A 2337-nucleotide genomic window follows, 5' to 3' on the forward strand; every position below is an offset into this window, starting at 1 on the left:
ATTTTGACCAATCCCGGTCACCGAATAATGGCCACCGTGCCTCCCCGCCGCCACTACGCTGGTGGTGCCAACACGCCGGCGTTAGGAGGACCATTGAGGTGAACGAGAGACACGATGACCTACAGGAGATTATAGACGCGGCGCTCCGGGAGATGGCCGCGGAGGAGGGCGACGGGTTCGACCCGCAGGCATGCAACCTCGCGGAGTTCTGCAGGAGGACGGGGCTCACCCGCTCCCGCGCGAGGACGGTCAGGGCACACGGGTTCAGGGCCCTGCCCCACGGGAACAGCGGGAGGAGGGCCGCGCCGGGCGTGCTCGCCGGCCACACCGGCCTGGTGGACGACCTCCTGCGGAAGGGCGTCACCAACTCGCAGGTGATATTCGAGCGGCTGCTCGGCCAGGGCTACGCCGGCGGCCTCACCACGGTGAAGACCTATATCGCCGCGCACCGGGACCTCGTGCCCGCGAAGAGGCGGCAGGCGGCCCCGCAGGGCTGCCGCGGCCAGCGCTTCAGGACGGCGCCCGGAGAGGCCTACCAGATGGACTGGGGCTTCGTCGCGGTCGAGCGCCCCGGCGGCGAGCGGGCGCGGATCGCCTGCTTCGCCATGGTCTGCCACCATTGCGGGGGCGCCCACGTCGAGTTCTTCCCGAACGCGCGCCAGGAGAACCTCCTCATCGGGATGCTGCACGCGTTCTCGGCGCTGGGCGTGCCCGCGACCGTTCTCACCGACAACATGAAGAGCGTGGTCGTCCGCCGCGATGCCGACGGCCGGCCCGTCTGGCAGGCCGACTACGTCGAGTTCATGGGCGTCGTCGGCTTCCGCACCAGGCTGTGCAGGCCGCGCCACCCCTATACGAAGGGCAAGGTGGAGAGGCTCGTCCGCTTCGTGAAGGGGAACTTCCTCGCGGGAAGGTCCTTCACCGACCTTGACGCCCTCAACCGGGAGGCCGCCCTCTGGTGCGCCGAGCAGGGAGGCCGCTGGCGGCGCGCGGCGGCATGCGTCCCGATGCGCGAGCACGAGGCGGCGTGCTCGGCGAACACCAGGCCGCTCGAGGTCACGGCCGAGGTCGAGCGGTACCTGTGCCCGCGCCGGAAGATCTCCTTCGACGGCTTCGTGAGCTTCGAGGGGCACCGCTACGGCGTGCCCTACTGGTACGCCCGCCGCGAGTGCAGGGTGAACCGGGAGGGGCGCGTGGTGCACATATACAGCGACGACCTCTCCCGCGAGCTCGTCGCCCACGCCGTCGGCACCGGCGCCGACAGCTGGTGCGAGGGGCAGTGGGAGACATCGCCGGCGCAGCCCGAGGAGCTGCCGACCCAGCCGGTGGGGACCGTGGTCGAGCAAATCGCCCCGCCCAGGACGAAACCCGGTTTCGAGAGGTTCGACTTCGGGAGGGCCGAATGATGGCGGGCGCGGGGGCGAGCCCCTACGAGCTCGCGAGCGACGCCGCGTCGAGGCTCGGGATCGCCGTCGGGGCGGAGGAGCTCGCGACCCTCGCCTCGGACCTCGACCTCGGCGACGGGGAGATGGCCGCCGTGGCAGCCACCTTCTCCTACCTTGCGGAGAAGAGGAGGCTCGCCTCCATCGAGACGCTGCTGAGGCTGAGCAGGCTGCCCAGGCGCGAGCCCAAGACCTTCGAGGGCTTCGACTTCTCCAGGATCCAGGGCCGGGACGCGGCCGCGCTGGGCAAGCTCCCGTCGCTGGCCGACCTCTACGCGCACCGCAACGTCGCCTTCGTCGGGCCCGGCGGCATAGGGAAGACGCACCTCGCGCAGGCCTACGGGCGCGAGTGCTGCATGCGGGGGCTCAAGACCTACTACATAAAGGCGACCGAGCTCAGGGGCAGGTTCCAGAAGGCCGTCCAGCGGGGAAACACCTCGCGGGTCGTCTCCTCGCTCGTCAAGCCGTCGTGCCTCATCGTTGACGAGGTGGGGAGATGCGTCTACGACAGGCCGTGCACCGACCTGTTCTTCGATGTCGTCGACAGGCGCTACGAGAAGGAGGGGCCGAACGCGATGGTCCTCACGAGCAACATCGCCCCGGGCGGGTGGGATGAGTTCTTCACGGGCGACGACACGCTCCTCTGCGCCCTCGACAGGCTGTTCGACAAGGCGTCGGTGTTCGTGATGCGGGGCCCGAGCTACCGCGGCAGGGGGCTTGACACCTACTCGGTGGAGGCCGTCCCCCAGGCGGTGAAGGTGAGGGGGATCCAGCCCGAGGGGATGTAGGAATGCGATAGGAAAGTCATAGATGCGGGCGTGTTGGCTAAAATGGGTCGGCCGGGATTGGTCAATCTCGGCCGACTATATTTGGCTAAATTATTCCGACGCTAACA

General features: G+C 68.8%; 2 protein-coding genes. Both read left to right on the forward strand.

Annotated features, from left to right (window positions below; all coding sequences use genetic code 11):
- Positions 1-98: 98 nt before the first annotated feature.
- On the forward strand, positions 99-1406 hold the full coding sequence (gene istA, locus AB5202_RS09880; protein ID WP_368147520.1) for an IS21 family transposase: 1308 nt from the start codon (positions 99-101) through the stop codon (positions 1404-1406).
- Positions 1403-2230, forward strand: coding sequence for an ATP-binding protein (locus AB5202_RS09885; protein ID WP_368144669.1), 828 nt, complete (start codon positions 1403-1405; stop codon positions 2228-2230). The genes istA and AB5202_RS09885 overlap by 4 nt, the downstream gene beginning before the upstream one ends.
- Positions 2231-2337 lie beyond the last annotated feature (107 nt).

The sequence above is a fragment of the Collinsella aerofaciens genome (genome assembly GCF_040915545.1).
Lineage (GTDB): Bacteria > Actinomycetota > Coriobacteriia > Coriobacteriales > Coriobacteriaceae > Collinsella > Collinsella aerofaciens_BE.

Excerpts from the sequence above, each read along its gene's own strand:
- AB5202_RS09885 (WP_368144669.1), top strand. The coding sequence starts at position 1,403 with ATGATGGCGGGCGCGGGGGCGAGCCCCTACGAGCTCGCGAGCGACGCC.